The 18,009-nt window shown below is 61.2% G+C and carries 16 protein-coding genes; 10 read left to right on the forward strand and 6 right to left on the reverse strand.

Annotation, left to right across the window (positions count from 1 at the left end; all coding sequences use genetic code 11):
- The coding region (locus tag AU074_RS34810) for a transposase (RefSeq protein ID WP_143503556.1) at positions 1–178 on the reverse strand (178 nt) is incomplete at its 3' end.
- 197 nt (positions 179–375) lie between these two features.
- Between AU074_RS34810 and AU074_RS09275 the strand changes: the two genes are divergently transcribed.
- Positions 376–1,332 (forward strand): DMT family transporter, encoded by a 957-nt coding sequence (locus AU074_RS09275; protein WP_076014455.1) that lies wholly within the window; start codon positions 376–378, stop codon positions 1,330–1,332.
- On the opposite strand, the gene AU074_RS09280 is transcribed toward AU074_RS09275, so the two are convergent.
- The gene (locus AU074_RS09280; protein WP_003216744.1) at positions 1,329–2,717 is read right to left on the reverse strand and encodes a class II fumarate hydratase; all 1,389 of its coding nucleotides are present in this window, start codon (positions 2,715–2,717) and stop codon (positions 1,329–1,331) included. The two genes, AU074_RS09275 and AU074_RS09280, sit on opposite strands and share 4 nt — an antisense overlap.
- 192 nt (positions 2,718–2,909) lie before the next feature.
- On the opposite strand from AU074_RS09280, the gene AU074_RS09285 reads away from it, so the two are divergent.
- The 7 genes from AU074_RS09285 to AU074_RS09315 all read left to right on the forward strand — a co-directional run bounded on the left by AU074_RS09285 (position 2,910) and on the right by AU074_RS09315 (position 10,731).
- Positions 2,910–3,428, forward strand: a complete 519-nt coding sequence (locus AU074_RS09285; protein ID WP_017476194.1) for a DUF2059 domain-containing protein — start codon at positions 2,910–2,912, stop codon at positions 3,426–3,428.
- A 6-nt stretch (positions 3,429–3,434) separates the two neighbouring features.
- The gene (locus AU074_RS09290; protein WP_003216739.1) at positions 3,435–3,728 is read left to right on the forward strand and encodes a BolA family transcriptional regulator; all 294 of its coding nucleotides are present in this window, start codon (positions 3,435–3,437) and stop codon (positions 3,726–3,728) included.
- Between the two features lie 227 nt (positions 3,729–3,955).
- Complete coding sequence (locus AU074_RS09295; RefSeq protein ID WP_076014456.1) at positions 3,956–4,900, forward strand: rhodanese-related sulfurtransferase; 945 nt, start codon at positions 3,956–3,958, stop codon at positions 4,898–4,900.
- 3 nt (positions 4,901–4,903) lie between these two features.
- A complete protein-coding gene (locus tag AU074_RS09300; RefSeq protein ID WP_076014457.1) occupies positions 4,904–5,539 on the forward strand; it encodes a DsbA family protein in 636 nt (211 codons plus the stop codon).
- Entirely contained in the window at positions 5,532–7,352 is a 1,821-nt protein-coding gene (locus tag AU074_RS09305; protein WP_076014458.1) for an ABC transporter ATP-binding protein, read from the forward strand. The genes AU074_RS09300 and AU074_RS09305 overlap by 8 nt, the downstream gene beginning before the upstream one ends.
- Positions 7,353–7,427: 75 nt before the next feature.
- Positions 7,428–9,890 carry an EAL domain-containing protein gene (locus AU074_RS09310; protein ID WP_076014459.1) on the forward strand — a complete coding sequence of 821 codons (2,463 nt, stop codon included), beginning with the start codon at positions 7,428–7,430 and terminating at the stop codon, positions 9,888–9,890.
- 79 nt (positions 9,891–9,969) lie between these two features.
- Positions 9,970–10,731 carry a TenA family transcriptional regulator gene (locus tag AU074_RS09315; protein ID WP_371916619.1) on the forward strand — a complete coding sequence of 254 codons (762 nt, stop codon included), beginning with the start codon at positions 9,970–9,972 and terminating at the stop codon, positions 10,729–10,731.
- A gap of 36 nt (positions 10,732–10,767) precedes the next feature.
- Here the strand turns inward: AU074_RS09315 and AU074_RS09320 are convergent, their stop codons facing one another.
- From AU074_RS09320 to AU074_RS09335, 4 genes are all read right to left on the reverse strand, one after another.
- Entirely contained in the window at positions 10,768–11,694 is a 927-nt protein-coding gene (locus AU074_RS09320; protein ID WP_076014461.1) for a GGDEF domain-containing protein, read from the reverse strand.
- A gap of 169 nt (positions 11,695–11,863) precedes the next feature.
- Entirely contained in the window at positions 11,864–13,138 is a 1,275-nt protein-coding gene (locus tag AU074_RS09325; RefSeq protein WP_076014462.1) for an MFS transporter, read from the reverse strand.
- Positions 13,139–13,324: 186 nt separating this feature from the next.
- Positions 13,325–14,479, reverse strand: a complete 1,155-nt coding sequence (locus AU074_RS09330) for an acyl-CoA dehydrogenase family protein (protein WP_076014463.1) — start codon at positions 14,477–14,479, stop codon at positions 13,325–13,327.
- Between the two features lie 70 nt (positions 14,480–14,549).
- Positions 14,550–15,407 (reverse strand): IclR family transcriptional regulator, encoded by an 858-nt coding sequence (locus AU074_RS09335; RefSeq protein ID WP_076014464.1) that lies wholly within the window; start codon positions 15,405–15,407, stop codon positions 14,550–14,552.
- Between the two features lie 263 nt (positions 15,408–15,670).
- Here AU074_RS09335 and AU074_RS09340 point away from each other — a divergent pair, with 263 nt between their 5' ends.
- Both AU074_RS09340 and AU074_RS09345 read left to right on the forward strand, forming a co-directional pair.
- Positions 15,671–16,456, forward strand: a complete 786-nt coding sequence (locus AU074_RS09340; RefSeq protein WP_076014465.1) for an enoyl-CoA hydratase — start codon at positions 15,671–15,673, stop codon at positions 16,454–16,456.
- Positions 16,457–16,458: 2 nt separating this feature from the next.
- The gene (locus AU074_RS09345; RefSeq protein WP_076014466.1) at positions 16,459–17,988 is read left to right on the forward strand and encodes a 3-hydroxyacyl-CoA dehydrogenase; all 1,530 of its coding nucleotides are present in this window, start codon (positions 16,459–16,461) and stop codon (positions 17,986–17,988) included.
- Positions 17,989–18,009: the final 21 nt, after the last annotated feature.

The following is an 18,009-nucleotide window of genomic DNA, read 5'->3' on the forward strand; positions in this document are numbered from 1 at the left end:
TTGTCTTGTTATTGCCTGGAACGACCAAACCTTTATCTCTAGCCATTTGTCTCCAATCTCGCAGTGACTGTGGGGTGACGCCGATTGCAACGGCGAGTTCTGCCACCGCTCGATTAAGGGGCGGCATCATTTGCAGAACCGCCCAATCCTTGAAGTCATTGTCATAACGTTTCGGCATTGCCAAACACCTTCGCCCCCTTGAATGATTGAGTCAAACATCAGAGGTGACAGATAGGCTGACACGGGGGGTCTTTTCAAAAGTGACCCGCTGTAAGAGCGGAACCCATACAAGCCATCACCCAAAAAACGGATATACACCCACCCCCCGCGTCCCCCTAGAATGCACCTCCTCCACCTCATGCATTCGGGGCATTCATGCACATCTCATCAGGCCGTTGGGTCTACGGTTTATCCCTGGCCCTGCTGACCGCGCTGCTCTGGGGCATCCTGCCGATCAAACTCAAACAGGTCTTGCAGGTGATGGACCCCGTCACCGTCACCTGGTTTCGCCTGGTGGTCTCCGGCAGTTGCCTGTTTATCTACCTCGCCGCCGTAAGACGCCTGCCCAGTTGGCGCTCCCTTGGCCCCAAAGGCGCCTGGCTGGTAGCAATCGCCGTGTGCGGCCTGATGGGCAACTACGTGCTCTACCTCGTGGGCCTGAAACTGCTAAGCCCCGGCACCGCGCAACTGGTGGTGCAGATGGGCCCGATCTTCCTGATGATCGCCAGCGTCTTCGTGTTCAAGGAACGCTTCAGCCTGGGCCAGGGCGTGGGCCTGCTGGTGCTGATCACCGGCTTTGGCCTGTTCTTCAACCAGCGCCTGACCGAACTGCTGACCTCCCTGGGCAGCTACACCGCCGGCGTACTGACGATCCTCCTGGCCACCACCATCTGGACCTTTTACGCCCTGGGCCAGAAGCAGTTGTTGACCGTGTGGAATTCGTTGCAGGTGATGATGGTGATCTACCTGTGCTGCGCGCTGTTGCTGACGCCCTGGGCGCACCCGATGGAAGCGCTGCAACTGAGCCCGCTGCAAGGCTGGCTGCTGCTGGCCTGCTGCTTCAATACGCTGATTGCCTACGGCGCATTCGCCGAAGCCCTGGCCCACTGGGAAGCCTCGCGCGTCAGCGCCACCCTGGCGCTGACGCCATTGGTGACCTTCGTCGCGGTGGCCGTGGCCGCGTGGATGTGGCCCGACTACGTGCACGCCGAAGACATCAACGCCCTCGGCTACGGCGGGGCCGTGCTGGTGGTGCTGGGTTCCGCAACGGTCGCGCTGGCGCCATCGTTGTTCGCCGGGCTCAGGGCCCGGCGTGCACGGTTGGCGTCTTAATGACCGGCTTCCAGCATGTTTTCCGGACGCACCCACTGGTCGAACTCTTCATCCGTGAGGTAGCCCAGCTTGAGCGCCGCCTCCCGTAAGGTCAGCCCTTCGGCATAGGCCTTCTTGGCAATCTCGGCGGACTTGTCGTAGCCGATGTGCGGGTTCAGCGCAGTCACCAGCATCAGGCCACGCTCAAGGTGCGCGGCCATTTGCTCGGCGTCGGGTTCGAGGCCGGCGATGCAGTGCTCCTGGAAGTTGCTGCAACCGTCAGCCAGCAGGCGGATCGACTCCAGCAGGTTGTGGATGATCACCGGCTTGTACACGTTCAGCTGCAAATGGCCCTGGCTGGCGGCGAAACCGATGGTCACGTCGTTGCCCAGCACCTGGCAGGCCAGCATCGACAGGGCTTCGCACTGGGTCGGGTTGACCTTGCCGGGCATGATCGAACTGCCCGGTTCATTCGCCGGCAACTTGACTTCCGCGAGCCCTGCACGCGGGCCGGAACCCAGCAGGCGCAGGTCGTTGGCGATTTTCATCAGGGCCACGGCCAGGGTTTTCAGGGCACCGTGCAGGGTAGTCAACGGCTCATGGCCGGACAGCGCAGCGAATTTGTTCGGTGCGGTGACAAACGGCAGGCCCGACAGCGCGGCCAATTCCGAAGCAATCGCTTCGCCAAAGCCGTGAGGCGAGTTGAGCCCGGTGCCGACGGCAGTACCGCCCTGGGCCAGTTCGCAGACGGCGGGCAGGGCGCTGCGGATCGCGCGTTCGGCGTAATCCAGTTGCGCTATAAAGGCTGAAACTTCCTGGCCAAAGGTGATCGGCGTGGCGTCCATCATGTGGGTGCGGCCGGTTTTCACCAGTTTCATGTGGCGCGCCGACAATTCTGCCAGGCCGCCGGACAGTTCACGGATGGCCGGCAACAGCTTCTCGGTGACCGCCTGCACGGCGGCGATGCTCATGGCGGTGGGGAAGCAGTCGTTGGAGCTCTGGGAGCGGTTCACATGATCGTTGGGGTGAACCGGGCTCTTGCCGCCACGGGGCTTGCCCGCCAGCTCGTTGGCGCGGCCGGCGATCACTTCGTTGGCGTTCATGTTGCTCTGGGTACCGCTGCCGGTCTGCCATACCACCAGGGGGAACTGGTCATCGTGTTCGCCGGCGAGCACTTCGTCGGCGGCCTGTTCGATCAGCCGGGCGATGTCGGCGGGCAGGTCGCCATTGCGGTCGTTGACCCGGGCTGCAGCCTTCTTGATCAGGGCCAGGGCGTGCAGCACGGCGAGGGGCATGCGCTGGTCGCCGATGGCGAAGTTCACCAGCGAGCGTTGGGTCTGCGCGCCCCAGTAAGCGTCATCCGGGACTTGCACTTCTCCCAGGCTGTCGGTTTCGATACGGCTCATCGGGCACACTCCTTCAGGTTCGTTTGCGCAGTTTAGGCCGTGATGGACCTTGAGGGTTCCATTAAAGACTTTTCATCGGATTATGTACCGCAAAACCAGGCCCCATAAGGCGTGGGGTTGAGCCGCGGCGTTTTTTAGGCGCAGAATGGGCGCCCTTGGGGTCTTACCTCGCCTGCTAGAAAAGGAAACTCGATGACTCGTCTTCGTGCCATCTGTACCGCGGTTGCTCTGGTATGTGCCAGCGGCCAGGTTTTTGCCGATACCGCCAGCCACAACGCCAGTGCCGAAGCCTTCCTTACCCTGGCCCATGCCGACAAGCTGGGTACCCCGGTGTACATGCAAGTGCAACAAATGTTCGCTCAGCGTTTCGAGCAGACCAAGGCGCCTGCTTCCAAGCAAACCGTTCTGGACACCTACCAGGCCAAGGCCAACACCGCCCTGGACCAGGCTATTGGCTGGAACAAGCTCAAGCCGGACATGATCAAGCTGTACACCAGTAACTTCAGCGAATCCGAGCTCAAGGACCTGGTTGCGTTCTACCAGTCGCCATTGGGCAAGAAAGTCCTGGAAAAAATGCCTCAGCTGACCCAGCAATCGGCCCAGATGACCCAGGCCAAGCTGGAAAGCGCGGTACCTGTGGTGAACAAGCTGCTGGAAGACATGACCAACGAGCTGACGCCAAAAGCCCCGGCCCCGGCCAAGAAGAAGTAAACAGGAATGACCATGCAACAGCGTATCGAATCGGCACTCGTCGCCCTGAGCCCGGAACACTTGAGCGTGCTGGATGAAAGCCATATGCACAGCCGTGGGTTGCAGACCCACTTCAAGGCCGTGCTGGTCAGCCAGCAGTTCGAGGGGCTCAACCGCGTCAAGCGCCACCAGAAGGTCTATGCCACGCTGGGTGACCTGATGAGCGAATTCCATGCGTTGGCGCTGCATACCTACACGCCTGAAGAATGGGCGAAAATCGACGCAGCCCCGGCCTCGCCGACCTGCGCCGGCGGACATTGATGGGTATCGACTGAACTCCCCTGTAGGAGCGAGCTTGCTCGCGAAAAACCTGAGAGCGCCGTTGGGTTTCAGGTGTTCCGCGTCACCGTTGACGTCCTTCGCGAGCAAGCTCGCTCCTACAGTTAACGGTTTATCCCTGATAGAATCCGCAACGCGCCGCTTAGTCGGCGCGTTTTTTTTGCATCCGGTTCACCCTTTACGAGGGTAGCCACCTGGAGAGAACACCCATGACTCAACCAATCGTCGTGGCGGCACTGTATAAGTTCGTCACCCTCGAAGATTACGTTGCCCTGCGCGAGCCACTGCTGCAGGCGATGGTCGACAACGGCATCAAAGGCACCTTGCTGATCGCCGAAGAAGGCATCAACGGCACCGTTTCCGGTAGCCGCGAAGGCATTGATGGCTTGATGGCCTGGCTCAAGAACGACCCACGCATGGACGACATCGACCACAAAGAGTCGTACTGCGACGAGCAGCCGTTCTACCGCACCAAGGTCAAGCTCAAGAAAGAGATCGTGACCCTGGGCGTCGAAGGCGTTGACCCGAACAAAAAAGTCGGCACCTACGTCAATCCGCAAGACTGGAATGCGCTGATCAGCGACCCGGAAGTGCTGCTGATCGATACCCGCAACGACTACGAAGTGTCCATCGGCACCTTTGAAGGTGCGATCGACCCGAAAACCACCAGCTTTCGCGAATTTCCCGACTACATCAGAGCCAACTTCGATCCGGCCAAGCACAAGAAAGTCGCCATGTTCTGCACCGGCGGCATTCGTTGCGAAAAAGCCTCGAGCTATATGCTCAGCGAAGGTTTTGACGAGGTGTACCACCTCAAGGGTGGCATCCTGAAGTACCTTGAAGAGGTGCCGCAGGAAGAAACCAAATGGCAGGGCGACTGCTTTGTGTTCGACAATCGCGTGACCGTGCGCCACGACTTGAGCGAAGGCGACTACGATCAATGTCATGCCTGCCGCACACCGATCAGCGCCTCCGACCGTGCATCCGAACACTATGTGGCCGGCATCAGTTGCCCGCATTGCTGGGATAAGCTTTCCGAGAAGACTCGTCGCAGTGCGATCGACCGGCAGAAGCAGATTGAACTGGCCAAGGCCCGCAACTTGCCGCACCCGATTGGCTACAACTACAAGCAATCCCCATCCTCCGAGGCCTGAGCCATGTCCGCGCGCCTGCTCTATGTAATGGATCCGATGTGTTCATGGTGCTGGGGTTTCGCTCCGGTGGCCAAGGCGCTGGTTGAGCAGGCCCAGGCCGCAGGCGTGGAGCTGCACCTGGTGGTGGGCGGTTTGCGCACCGGCAGTGGCGCGGCGCTGGAGCCGACCACCCGGCGCTATATTCTTGAGCACTGGCAGGCGGTCACCGACGCCACCGGCCAGCCGTTCAAGCGGGAGGGCGCGTTGCCTGACGGATTTGTCTACGACACCGAGCCGGCTTGCCGTGCGGTGGTCACGGCCCGCAGCCTGGCGCCGGATTGCGCGTGGAAACTGCTGGGCCTGATCCAGCAGGCGTTCTACGTCGAAGGGCGCGACGTGACCCGCGCCGACGTGCTGGTGGAGTTGGCCGAGACGGCCGGCGTGCCGCGTATCGAATTCGCCGAAGCCTTCGACCGGGCCGATCAGCACGCGGCCACCGCCGCGGATTTCACCTGGGTTCAGGACTTGGGTATCGCCGGTTTCCCGACCTTGCTGGCTGAGCGCAATGGGCAGTTGGCGCTGCTTACCAATGGCTATCAGCCGCTGTCCGAGTTGTCGCCGCTGCTGAGTCGTTGGCTGGAGCGAGCTGCCTGTGCATGATCAGCCCGATCCCGTCGAACAACCCAAGCGCGTCGACCGGCTGACCTGGGCGGAAGTCCGCCGCCTGGCCCTGCATCACAAAAAATCCCTGTGGATCGCCAATGGGGTTGCCGTGCTGGCGACCCTGTGCAGCGTGCCGATCCCGTTGCTGTTGCCGTTGCTGGTGGACGAAGTACTGCTGGGCCACGGCGATGCGGCACTGAAAGTGATGAACCACGCGCTGCCCCTGGGTTGGCAGAAGGCTGCCGGCTATATCGGCCTGATGCTGCTGGTGACCTTGCTGTTGCGTTGCGGCGCCCTGGTGTTCAACGTGTTGCAGGCGCGGTTGTTTGCGCGGCTGGCCAAGGACATTGTCTATCGCATTCGCGTACGGCTGATCGAGCGCCTCAAGCGCATTTCCCTCAGCGAATACGAAAGCCTGGGCAGCGGCACGGTGACCACGCACCTGGTCACCGACCTGGACACGGTGGACAAATTCGTCGGCGAGACCCTCAGCCGATTCCTGGTGGCGATGCTCACGCTGGTGGGCACCTCCGGGATCCTGATGTGGATGCACTGGAAGCTGGCGCTGTTGATCCTGCTGTTCAACCCGCTGGTGATCTACGCCACCGTGCAGTTGGGCAAGCGGGTCAAGCACCTTAAGAAGCTGGAAAACGACAGCACCTCGCGGTTCACCCAGGCCCTCACCGAAACCCTCGATGCGATCCAGGAAGTGCGCGCCGGCAACCGCCAGGGCTTTTTCCTCGGGCGCCTGGGCCAGCGCGCCCAGGAAGTGCGGGACTTCGCCGTCAATTCCCAGTGGAAAAGCGACGCCTCCAGCCGCGCCAGTGGCCTGCTGTTCCAGTTCGGTATCGACATTTTCCGCGCGGCGGCCATGCTCACCGTGCTGTTTTCCGACCTGTCCATCGGCCAGATGCTCGCGGTGTTCAGCTACCTGTGGTTCATGATCAGCCCGGTGGAGCAGTTGTTGAACCTGCAATACGCCTACTACGCGGCGGGCGGGGCGCTGACGCGGATCAACGAACTGCTGGCCCGCGCCGACGAACCGCAATACGCGGGCGGTGCCGATCCGTTTACCGGGCGCGAGACCGTCGGCATCGAGGTGCGCGGCCTGAACTTCGGCTATGGCGAAGAGCTGGTGCTCGACCAGTTGAACCTGAACATTGCCCCGGGTGAAAAAGTCGCGATTGTCGGCGCCAGCGGCGGCGGCAAAAGTACCCTGGTGCAGCTGTTGCTGGGGCTGTATACGCCGCAGGCGGGCAGCATCCGTTTTGGTGGCTTGACCCAGCAGGAAATCGGCCTGGAGACGATTCGCGAGAACGTCTCCGTGGTGCTGCAACACCCGGCGCTGTTCAACGATACGGTGCGCGCCAACCTGACCATGGGCCGCGAACGCAGCGACCAGGCCTGCTGGCAGGCGCTGGAAATTGCCCAACTGGATGCGACTGTCAGGGCGCTGCCGCTGGGCCTGGACAGCGTGGTCGGGCGCTCCGGCGTACGCTTCTCCGGCGGCCAGCGTCAGCGCCTGGCCATTGCACGGATGGTGCTCGCGGAGCCAAAAGTGGTAATACTCGACGAAGCCACCTCGGCCCTGGATGCGGCAACCGAATACAATCTGCACCAGGCGCTGGCGCGGTTTCTCACTGGCCGTACCACCTTGATCATCGCCCACAGGCTGTCGGCGGTGAAACAGGCGGATCGGGTATTGGTGTTTGATGGCGGGCATATTGCCGAGGATGGCGACCATCAGCAGCTCATTGCTGACGGTGGCTTGTACGCCAAACTTTACGGACACTTGCAACAAGTGCGGTGATTTAGCCTACGCTGAGCTATCAGGAGCGGTTTTCACTCGCGTGCGTATTTTAGTTGTGCATGTGCAAGGGACCTCATGAAGCAAAAGCAGACTCTCGGAACCCCTCGGTTGTTGGGCATCGTGTGGCCCTTTATTGCCGTCGTACTGTTCCAGGCATTGTTAGGCTGCGTCAGTCTCTACGTGCTCTCGGCGGTGCGCGGCTATGTGGCAGGCGAAAGCCTGTGGTCCAAGGGCCAGAAAGACGCGATCTTTTACCTGACGCTGTACGCCGACAACCGCAACGAAGCCACCTTCCTCAAATACCAGAACGCGATTGCCGTACCCCAGGGCGGGCATGAGCTGCGCGTGGCCCTCGACCGCCCGACCCCGGACCTGAGCGCCGCACGCTCGGGCATCCTCAAGGGCGGCAACCACCGTGACGACGTTTCCAGCCTGATCTGGCTATACCTCAACTTTCGCCATTTCAGTTACCTGGAAAAGGCCATCGAGCTGTGGACGGTGGGCGACGGCTATTTGTTGCAACTGGACGACCTGGCGCAGGAGATGCACCGGGCGATCCTGGCCAATCAGGTCAGCAGCGCCGACGTGCACGCCTGGAAGGAACGGATTTTCGCCATCAACGACGGCGTGACCCCGGCCGCCAAAGCCTTCAGTGACGCCCTGGGCGAAGGCTCGCGGATGATTCTGCGCCTGCTGCTGGTGACCAACCTGGCCACGGCGCTGGGCTTGATCGTGCTGGCGCTGTTGCGCACCCACAAGCTGCTGGCCCAGCGGCACGCGTTTGCCGACGCGCTGCAGTTAGAGAAGGAGCGGGCGCAGATAACCCTGGAGTCAATTGGCGACGGGGTAATCACCACCGATGTCGACGGCGCCATTGCGTATATGAACCCGGCCGCCGAAGCCCTGACCCACTGGAAAGGCGCCCAGGCCCAGGGGTTGCCGCTGGCAGCGCTGTTCAACCTGCTGGATGAGAATGCCCAGGCCGACGGCTTTACCTTGATCGAACGCATATTGGGCGGCCAGCTCGGCGGGGGCAGCGAGCATTCAAAGCTGATTCAGCGTCTGGACGGCACCACCGTGTCCGTCACCCTGGTGGGCGCGCCGATCCGCAGTGCTGGCAAAGTCGTCGGCGCGGTGCTGGTGCTGCACGACATGACCCAGGAGCGCCAGTACATCGCCAACCTGTCCTGGCAGGCGACCCACGATGCCTTGACCGGCCTGGCCAACCGGCGCGAGTTTGAGTTCCGCCTGGAGCAGGTGCTGCACAACGTCGGGCGCCAGCAAAGCGGGCGCCATGCCTTGATGTTCCTTGACCTTGACCAGTTCAAGCTGGTCAACGACACCTGCGGGCATGCCGCCGGGGATGAGCTGTTGCGGCATATCTGCGCGCTGCTGCAGTCGGATCTGCGCGAAGGCGACACCCTGGCCCGGCTTGGCGGCGACGAGTTCGGCATCCTGCTGGAAAACTGTCCGGCACAGGTGGCGGAAAAAATCGCCGAAAGCCTGCGCCATACCGTGCAGAGCCTGCATTTTGTGTGGAAGGGCAGGCCGTTTGTCACCACCGTGAGTATCGGCCTGGTGCACATCACCCAAGCCCCGACCACCCTGGAAACCTCCCTGCGGGCTGCCGACATGGCGTGCTACATGGCCAAGGAAAAAGGCCGCAACCGCGTGCAGGTGTATCACGCCGATGACTCGGAATTGTCCCTGCGTTTTGGCGAAATGGCCTGGGTGCAGCGCCTGCATATGGCCCTGGAAGAGAACCGCTTTTGCCTGTACGCCCAGGAAATTGCGCCGCTGGGGCACACCGAGCATGGCAATGGGCATATCGAAATCCTGCTGCGCCTGCATGACGAGGCGGGGCGGATCATCCTGCCGAACAGTTTTATCCCGGCGGCCGAGCGTTACGGTTTGATGACATCGCTGGATCGCTGGGTGGTGGAGAACGTGTTCAAGATCGTCGCGGGCTGTATGCGTGAGCGCCCGGCCCGGCCTATGGCTATGTGTGCGATCAATCTGTCAGGCATTACCATCGGCGATGAGGACTTTCTCGGGTTCTTGCGTGAGAAATTCAGCGCGTATGGCATTCCGCCAGAAATGATTTGTTTTGAAATTACAGAAACCAGCGCTATCGCGAATTTGGGTAGTGCAATTCGTTTTATCAACGAACTCAAAGAGTTAGGGTGCCATTTCTCCCTCGATGACTTCTGCGCCGGGATGTCCTCGTTCGCATATCTTAAACATTTACCTGTAGACTTCTTGAAGATCGATGGAAGTTTCGTAAAGGATATGCTGGACGACCCGATTAACCGCGCTATGGTCGAAGTGATCAATCACATCGGTCATGTCATGGGTAAGCGCACAATTGCCGAATTTGTCGAGACACCCCAGATCGAACAAGCCTTGCTTGAGATCGGGGTCGACTACGCTCAGGGATACCTGATCGAGCGACCGCAGTTGTTTACCTTTGATAGTTTGCAGTGTCGACCTGTGCGACCGCAGCCTCTGTTATTCAAGGCGCCTGGCACGTTCCGATGAAACATTTGCTGGTCTGTACATATCACACATCAAAAGGAGCCCGACAGTGATCGACACATTCAACAGAACCGGCCCGCTTATGGAAGCCTCGAGTTACCCCGCCTGGGCACAACAGCTGATCCAGGCTTGTAGCGAGAGCAAGCGCCGCGTTGTCGAACACGAACTGTACCAGCGCATGCGCGATAACAAGCTCAGCGCCAAGACCATGCGCCACTACCTGATTGGTGGCTGGCCAGTGGTTGAACAGTTTGCGTTGTACATGGCACAGAACCTCACCAAGACCAAATTTGCCCGCCATCCTGGGGAGGACATGGCGCGCCGCTGGCTGATGCGCAATATTCGCGTGGAACTCAACCATGCCGATTATTGGGTGCATTGGGCGCGTGCCCATGGTGTCAGCCTGGAAGAGTTGCAGGCACAGGAAGTGCCACCGGAGCTGCATGCACTCAGCCATTGGTGCTGGCACACCAGCTCGGCCGATTCGCTGATTGTCGCGATTGCCGCCACCAACTACGCCATTGAGGGGGCCACTGGGGAGTGGTCCGCCGTGGTGTGTTCCACCGGCGTCTATGCTGCGGCTTTCCCTGAGGAAGACCGCAAGCGCGCCATGAAGTGGCTGAAGATGCATGCCCAGTACGATGATGCTCACCCGTGGGAAGCGCTGGAAATCATCTGCACCCTGGCCGGCATGAATCCGACCCAGGAACTGCAGGTAGAGCTGCGTCAGGCGGTGTGCAAGAGCTACGACTACATGTACCTGTTCCTGGAACGCTGCATGCAGTTGGAAAAATCGGCGACTGCCACCCGTAAACAACCCACCCTGGTTGCCAGCGAAGCATAAACCGCGTGATGGCGGGGCTGCCGTGAATTAAAGCGGTTACCCCGCCATTGCCAGGCGATTGCGGCCTTCGCGCTTGGCCACATACAAGGCGTTGTCCGCCCGGCGCAATACGCTCTCGGCGGACTCTCCTGCCAGCAAGGTCGAGCAACCCAGGCTCACCGTCAATTCGATACGTTCATCATCCGCCCAGTATTCCTGGGCCTGTACCGCATGGCGCAGGCGCTCACCGACCATCGAGGCCGCATCCCGGCCGGTGTTGGACAGCAGGATCAGAAACTCTTCCCCGCCAAACCGAAACACCATATCCACATTGCGCAGTTGGCCCTTGATCGAGGCGGCAACGGCCTTGAGCACCTTGTCGCCTGTGGCATGGCCGTGGCTGTCGTTGATGTGTTTGAAGTGGTCGATGTCCAGCATCAGCAAGGACAGCGGCTGCAGGTGCCGGCGGGCCATGTCGATTTCCCGTTGCAGGGTCTGGTCCATGGCGATGCGGTTACCGGTTTCGGTCAGCGGGTCGCGCAGGGCGCTACGGGTCGCCGCGCGGTAGAGCAGGGCGTTGCGCATCGGGTAGAGCAGGGTGGCCAGCAGTGATTCCAGGTTGGCCAACTCGTCTTCCATGAAGCGTTGGTTGCGCCGAAACACCAGTTCGCCGAGGTGCTCGCCTTCGTGGCTGAGGGCATAGCTCACCGAATGATGGCCGCGATGGCCATATTCCAGGCGCAGGTCGCTGGCTTCGTGACGGTATTGCAGGGCGTCCAGTGGCACCAGGCGTTGGATCTCACGGAAGAACAGCGCGAGGATGTGCTCCGGCTCCAGGCTGGTTTGCAATTGCATGCCCAGTTGCTGGCGAAGTTGCACAACGGTGGTGGGGCGGCGTGTAAGAAGGGAAGGCTGACCAAAGCCCAGTCGTTGCAATTTGGCGCTGTCGAAGTCAATTGCGTTGGTCTGGGTCGGTGTTTTCATAAGTGTATGAGCCTCTAAGCACAAAACTGTCTTACAGGCTGGGTGAGAGCGTCGTACTGTTCCTTCAGTTCCGTAGGACTGACGTATAGTCTAGCCCGGTTTGCCGAAGGGTATAACTGCCGCACGTCTTATAGCCGGGGCTGCGTTGCCGCAAGCCCCGGCGTGGGGCCTATTGTTTTTGCGGATCAAACTGCTTGTCGCGGATGAACAGCGCCGGGATCACCCCGCAGATAAAGTACGCGCCGCCCATCACCAAAAATCCTACGCCGATCGAGCCATGGGACGCCAGGAAGCCAATGGCGGCCGGTGCCACCGCTGCGCCAATTCGGCCAATGTTGTAGGCCCCGCCCACCGCTGAGCCGCGAAATTTCGCTTCGAAGCTTTCGGTCATGTAGGTCGCATTCACGCCGTAGGGAATGCCGTAGAGGAAGCCGAACACAATCAGCATCCACAGGATGTTGTCCGGGCTCTGGAACAGCACGATCACCGGCAGGAAAATCGCCGTGCCCAACGCGCCGACGGCGAATACCAGGCGCCGGCCCAGGCGGTCTGCCGCGAGCCCGGCGAGGATCTTGCCGAAAATCATCGCTGCGTAGGTGCCGACCATGTAGCTGGTCATCGACTTGAAGTTCATCCCCAGTTCGCCTTCCAGGTACGACGGCATCCAGTTATTGACGCCGTAGTAGCCGAACTGCAGGAAGCCTGCGGTCAGCGCCCAGAGGATAAACATGCGGCTGGCTTTCGGGTCGCTGAAGATCAGCTTGAACATGCCGTCGGGTTTCTTCGCCGACACGCGCTTGATGCCTTCGGCCTTTTCCCGGGCACGTTCGGCCTGGGCCTTGATCCAGGCTTGGGGCTCCGGCACCAGGCGTTGCATCAGCACGGCGAGGATCACCGGGATGATCGCCACGTAGAACAGCCAGCGCCAGCCGTGGTTCGGCAGGATCCAGCCCGCGAGCAAGGTGGCGACGATGTAACCCACCGACCAGCCGGCCTGCAGGGTGCCGAGCACGGTGGTGCGATAGCGGGTCGGCACGTATTCGGCCATCAGCGTGTTGCACGCGACATACAGCGCGCCCAGCCCGAGGGAGGCGAAGAAGCGTGTGCTCGCAAACTGCCAATAGCTGTGGGTCATGCCCAGGATCGCGGTGCCGGCGGAGAACAGCACGATGCTCCAGACCACGGTTTTCACCCGGCCAAAACGGTCACAGGCCCAGCCGCCGTAAATCCCGCCGATGGCCATCCCGGCCAGGGTGAAACTGCCCAGGCTGCCGGCTTCGACACTGGTCAGGCCGAACTCGGCCTTGAGGCTGCTGAGGCTGTAGGACAGCAACATCAAGTCGGCCCCGTCGATCAGCAGGCCGAGGAAGCAGAAGATGAATACGATGATCCACAGGTTGTTTTTCGCGGGCGACAACGCACCCGCCTGAGTGGCGACTTCCATAGCGATACCTTGTTGTAGTTGTTAGGGCACTGGGTATGGGTGTTGCAGTTAATGGGTTGGAACACGGTCAAAATGTGGGAGCGGGCTTGCTCGCGAATGCGGTGTATCAGCCACTGGATGCATCGACTGACACACCGCCTTCGCGAGCAAGCCCGCTCCCACAGGTGATCTGTGTTGTTCTCAGGTTTAGTGCTGCGCCTCGCGAATCATGTTGCGGGCGATCACCAATTGCTGGATCTGCGTGGTGCCTTCATACAGCCGGAACAAACGCACATCGCGATAGAACCGCTCGATGGCGTACTCGCTCACATACCCGGCACCGCCGTGAATCTGCACGCAACGATCCGCCACCCGGCCACACATTTCCGTGGCGAACATCTTCGAGCAGGACGCTTCGGTGCCGATGTTCAGGCCTTCGTCGCGCTTGCGCGCAGCGTCCACCACCATGCAGCGGGCGGCGTAGATCTCGGCCTTGCTGTCGGCGAGCATCGCCTGGATCAGCTGGAACTCGGCTATCGGCTGGCCGAACTGTTTGCGTTCCAGGGCGTAGTGCAGGGCATCGTTGAGCATGCGTTCGGCAGCCCCTACGCTGACGGCGGCAATGTGCAGGCGGCCCTTGTCGAGCACCTTCATCGCGGTCTTGAACCCCACGCCTTCGACACCGCCGATCAGCTGGTCGGCCGGCACGCGCACGTTGTCGAAAATCACGTCGCAGGTGTGGGCGCCTTTCTGGCCCATCTTGTGGTCACGCTTGCCCAGGGACAGGCCCGGCGTGTTGCGCTCGACGATAAACGCACTGATGCCGCCCGAGCCCTTGATGTCCGGGTTGGTGCGGGCCATTACCGTGTAAATCCCGGCGTGGGGGGCGTTGGTGATAAAGCGCTTGGTGCCGTTGATGACGTAGTGATCACCGTCGCGCACCGCTGTGGTTTTCAGCGAGGCGGCGTCGGAGCCGGAGTCCGGTTCGGTCAGGCAGAACGAGCTGAGCAGCTCGCCGCTGGCCAGTTTCGGCAGGTAGTGCTGCTTCTGCTCCTCGGTGCCGTCCAGCAGGATCCCGATGGAGCCGATGCCGTTGTTGGTGCCGAAGTAGGAGCGGAATGCCGGAGAGGTGCGCCCCAGTTCAAAGGCCACGTTGACCTCTTCTTCCATGGTCAGCCCGAGGCCGCCGTAGGCTTCGGGCAGGGTCAGGCCGAACAGGCCCAACTCACGGAACTGGCTGACGATATCCGCCGGGACGTCATCGGTCTCGGCCAGTTCGTTTTCCCGTGGGATCAGCGCTTCGTTGACGAACTGCTGGAGGGTTTCCAGCAACAGATGAAGCGTTTCGGCGTCTCGGATCATGTGCATTCCTCAGCGGCCCGTTCGGCGGGCCAGTTGAAAGTCAATCTGCCGAGGCCCTGCACCGATCTGTCTAGCGGGCGGCGGCCTCGATGTTGTTCACCATGTGCTTGAGACGGGGCCCGATGTCGTCCTCGAGTTTCTCCCGGGAAAGGTGAAAACTCGGTCCGCCACAGTTGAACGTCAGCAGCCCATGTTGTGCATGCAGCAGCGGTACGGCGATGGCGTTTACATCGCGGTGCCACTCACCGATCGACATGCAGTAGCCGAAATCGGTGTAATCCCGGAAGGCGCGTTCCAGGCCCTTCCTGATGCCTGGCCAGTCCTCCAGATGACGCTGGCGGATATGGTCGAGGATAAATTCCCGCTCGTTTTCCGGCATCGCTGCCAGGCAGGCGCGGCCTGCGGAACTCAAGTGCAACGGCAGCCGCGTACCGACCTGGCGGCGCATGGTCATGTTGGCTTCACCCTGGACCACGTCCAGGTACACCATGTCCAAACGATCGCGGGTCGCCATGGCCACCGCGGCCTGGGCGTACTTGGCCATCGTCTCCATCAGCGGATGGGCCACGGCCCGCACCGACAGGTTCGAAAGCATTGCGTAACCGAACGCCATCACCCCTACATCCAACTGATACCGGCCTGACTGCGGCAGGTGCTTGAGATAGCCCAAGCGGGTCAGCGTGTGGGTCATTCGTGTAATCGTCGGCTTTGGCAGCCCGGTCTTGCGCGCCAGCTCCTGGTTACCCAGCACGCTTTCGCTGGGGGTAAAACAACGCAGCAATTCCAGGCCACGTGCCAGGGCGGTAACGAACTGGCGGTCCTTGTCTTCTTCCTCGTCGGCATTCATCGGATCGATCAGCAAGTGTTCGAATGCGTGGTTGCCGGCAGGTGCTTCAGGTGTATTCGGGTCCAGGTTTCGACGGCGCATGTTAGTCCCCCTTTTTTTAGAAAATCAACAAAACAAAATTGTATTCCGCACAGCGAAACTAATCAACTTTTCGGGTGATTGTCTTTTTGTTTAATAAAACCCTTCTAAACAAAGAGTTATAGCTCGATTTGCGGGCGGCTAAGGTTTTTACGTTTACATCACGGCGAGTCGGTCCTTATGATTATCGCTAAATACGGAATGTTGTTTCGCATAGCGAAACACTCGATATCCGAACTAACAAGAACATTGCAGCAGGAGAACTTGTGGCCAGCCTCGACCAACCCGTAGTGCACCTCGACGTCCAGGACAATGGCGTCGCCGTGGTACGCATCCACCGTCACGAAGTTAAAAACGCCTTGAACGCCCAGGTTCGCGAAGAACTGGCCGAACATTTTCGTGCCCTGGCCAAGCGTCGTGATGTGCGCGCCATCGTGCTCACCGGCGGCGATCAGTTCTTCGTGGCCGGTGCCGACATCAAGGAATTCGCCAGCGCCACTCCGATCGAGATGTACCGTCGGCACACCGAGTATTTGTGGGAAGCCATCAGCCGCTGCCCGAAGCCGGTGATCGCCGCGGTGAACGGTTTTGCCCTGGGCGGCGGTTGTGAGTTGGCCATGCATTGCGACCTGATCGTCGCCGGTGAGTCGGCGCGGTTTGCCCAGCCCGAGGTCAAGCTGGGCCTGATGCCGGGCGCCGGTGGCACCCAGCGCCTGGTGCGCGCCGTGGGTAAGTTCCAGGCCATGCGTATCGCGTTGACCGGTTGCATGGTCAAGGCGCCGGAGGCTCTGGCCATGGGCATGCTCAGCGAAGTGGTGGCGGATGACCAGACTATCCCCCGCGCCCTGGAACTGGCTGCGCAGATCGCCGCCTTGCCGCCACTGGCGGTGGAGCAGATCAAGGAAGTGATGCTCGCCGGCGCCGACCTGCCGCTGGAAAGCGCGCTGGTGCTGGAGCGCAAGGCCTTTCAACTGCTGTTCGATTCGGCAGACCAGAAGGAGGGCGCCGCAGCGTTCTTCGAAAAACGCACCGCGAACTACCTGGGGGAATGACGATGACGGATTCAATCAAGATCATGGGCCTGGTAGGCACCGGCGTGATGGGTGCCGGCATCGCTCAGATTGCCGCCCAGGCGGGCGTGTTGGTGCGCTTGTTCGATGCCCGCGATGGCGCTGCGCAAACCGCTCGGGACAACCTCGGCGCCACGCTCTCGAAACTGGCCGCCAAGGGCAAGATCAGCCAGGCGGCGATGGACGCAGCGCTGGAAAACCTGCACGTCGCCGCCACAGTTGAGGCATTGCACGATTGCGACCTGGTGGTGGAAGCCATCGTCGAAAACCTCGACGCCAAGCGCGGCCTGTTGCAGCAACTGGAAGGCGTGGTCAGCGCGGGCTGCATCCTCGCCACCAACACCTCGTCGCTGTCGGTCACGGCCATCGCCACCGGTTGCCAACACCCTGAGCGGGTAGCGGGGCTGCACTTCTTCAACCCGGTGCCGTTGATGCGCGTCGTCGAAGTGATCGACGGCCTGGCCACTGCGCCGAAGGTCGGCGATGACCTGCTGGCCTTCGTGGCCCGCACCGGCCATCGCGGCGTGCGCGCCAAGGACACCCCGGGCTTTATCGTCAACCACGCCGGCCGTGCCTACGGCACCGAAGCGTTGAAGATGCTCGATGAAGGCATTGCCGAGCGCGGCGACATCGACCGTATCCTGCGTGAAGGCGCAGGCTTTCGCATGGGCCCGCTGGAACTGCTGGACCTCACGGGCCTCGACGTTTCCCACCCGGTGATGGAGTCGATCTACAACCAGTTCTATCAAGAAGCGCGCTACAAACCGTCGCCCCTGACCCGCCAGATGCTGGCGGGCGGACGCCTGGGGCGCAAGAGCGGGCAGGGCTTCTACCGTTACGAAAATGGCCAGGTAGTCGACGGCCCGCAGCCGCAGCCGGTGCCTTCGGTGAAGCATCTGCCGCCGGTGTGGATCGCCACTGAAAACGCCGACGACTACGAGCGCCTCAGCGCCTTGGTGATCAAGTTGGGCGCGCACCTTGAAAGCACGGCACAGCCTTCGCCTGAAGCGTTATGCCTGCTGGCGCCTTACGGCCTCGATGCCACATCGGCCAGCGAGCGCTTCCACACCGACCCGGCGCGCACCCTGTGCATCGACCTGCTGACCGACCTGTCACGCCATCGCACCCTGATGCAAAACCCGCTGACCTCCACCGCCACCCGCGACGCCGCCCACGCGCTGCTTGCCAGTGACGGGGTGGGCGTGACGGTGATCAGCGACAGCGTTGGCTTCGTCGCCCAACGCACCTTGGCGATGGTGGTCAACCTGGCCTGCGACATCGCCCAGCAACGCATCGCCAGCGTCGACGACATCGACCAGGCGGTACAACTCGGCCTGGGTTACCCACAGGGTCCGCTGGCCTGGGGCGATGCCCTTGGGCCGCGGCGCATCCTCACGATTTTGCAGCGCATGAGCGAACTCACCCACGACCCACGTTATCGCCCCAGCCCCTGGCTGCGGCGGCGTGCAGTGCTGGGGATTTCCCTGCGTCATGAAGAGCCGGCAGTCGGCTGATTTCGATTCATCACAGGACAA

The organism is Pseudomonas sp. ATCC PTA-122608 (assembly GCF_001952855.1).
GTDB lineage: Bacteria > Pseudomonadota > Gammaproteobacteria > Pseudomonadales > Pseudomonadaceae > Aquipseudomonas.

What these genes read in the sequence shown, in the direction of transcription:
- AU074_RS09335 (WP_076014464.1), bottom strand. Translation starts at nt 15,407, where the DNA reads ATGCGCCGTCGAAACCTGGACCCGAATACACCTGAAGCACCTGCCGGC.
- AU074_RS09290 (WP_003216739.1), top strand. Translation starts at nt 3,435, where the DNA reads ATGACCATGCAACAGCGTATCGAATCGGCACTCGTCGCCCTGAGCCCG.
- AU074_RS09275 (WP_076014455.1), top strand. Translation starts at nt 376, where the DNA reads ATGCACATCTCATCAGGCCGTTGGGTCTACGGTTTATCCCTGGCCCTG.
- AU074_RS09345 (WP_076014466.1), top strand. Translation starts at nt 16,459, where the DNA reads ATGACGGATTCAATCAAGATCATGGGCCTGGTAGGCACCGGCGTGATG.
- AU074_RS09285 (WP_017476194.1), top strand. Translation starts at nt 2,910, where the DNA reads ATGACTCGTCTTCGTGCCATCTGTACCGCGGTTGCTCTGGTATGTGCC.
- AU074_RS09310 (WP_076014459.1), top strand. Translation starts at nt 7,428, where the DNA reads ATGAAGCAAAAGCAGACTCTCGGAACCCCTCGGTTGTTGGGCATCGTG.
- AU074_RS09320 (WP_076014461.1), bottom strand. Translation starts at nt 11,694, where the DNA reads ATGAAAACACCGACCCAGACCAACGCAATTGACTTCGACAGCGCCAAA.
- AU074_RS09300 (WP_076014457.1), top strand. Translation starts at nt 4,904, where the DNA reads ATGTCCGCGCGCCTGCTCTATGTAATGGATCCGATGTGTTCATGGTGC.
- AU074_RS09315 (WP_371916619.1), top strand. Translation starts at nt 9,970, where the DNA reads ATGGAAGCCTCGAGTTACCCCGCCTGGGCACAACAGCTGATCCAGGCT.
- AU074_RS09325 (WP_076014462.1), bottom strand. Translation starts at nt 13,138, where the DNA reads ATGGAAGTCGCCACTCAGGCGGGTGCGTTGTCGCCCGCGAAAAACAAC.
- AU074_RS09330 (WP_076014463.1), bottom strand. Translation starts at nt 14,479, where the DNA reads ATGATCCGAGACGCCGAAACGCTTCATCTGTTGCTGGAAACCCTCCAG.
- AU074_RS09295 (WP_076014456.1), top strand. Translation starts at nt 3,956, where the DNA reads ATGACTCAACCAATCGTCGTGGCGGCACTGTATAAGTTCGTCACCCTC.
- AU074_RS09280 (WP_003216744.1), bottom strand. Translation starts at nt 2,717, where the DNA reads ATGAGCCGTATCGAAACCGACAGCCTGGGAGAAGTGCAAGTCCCGGAT.